Origin of the sequence: Neisseria sp. P0019.S002 (genome assembly GCF_051957155.1) — a bacterium.
GTDB classification, from domain to species: Bacteria; Pseudomonadota; Gammaproteobacteria; order Burkholderiales; family Neisseriaceae; genus Neisseria; species Neisseria perflava.
Window position 1 is genome coordinate 1 of record NZ_JBQCWS010000186.1, and the last position, 431, is coordinate 431.

A 431-nucleotide genomic window follows, 5' to 3' on the forward strand; every position below is an offset into this window, starting at 1 on the left:
AAAAGTCACCGCCCAAGATGGATTTGGTTTTAGTACAAGATGGTGCCAACACTTTCAAACCATTGCTGATGGCTTCACGCGCTTTAGCTTGTTCTTTATTGGTAGATTCAGGGTTTTCCAGCACTTGTACCAAGTTGAATAATTTTTTTTCCATACGGTACAGCACCAAACGGCTGCGACCGCGCATAACAGGATCACCCGGCATCAACTGAGGATGAGGGGAACGCTCATCAATGTATTCGTTGATGATGTTTGATTCGTGCAAAATCAAATCACGCTCAACTAAAACCGGTACTTGTTTATACGGATTCATCAAAGCCAAGTCTTCAGGTTTATTGGACACGTCCACATCTTTGATTTCAAAATCCATGCCTGTTTCGTACAGCACAAAATGGCAGCGGTGGCGGAATGGACAAGTAATACTCGAATAC

1 protein-coding gene is annotated in these 431 nt (G+C 43.4%); it reads right to left on the minus strand.

Annotation, left to right across the window (positions count from 1 at the left end; genetic code table 11):
- A partial coding sequence (locus ACTHTY_RS12225) for a glutathione S-transferase N-terminal domain-containing protein (RefSeq protein WP_440367894.1) occupies positions 1–431 on the minus strand: 431 nt, incomplete at both ends.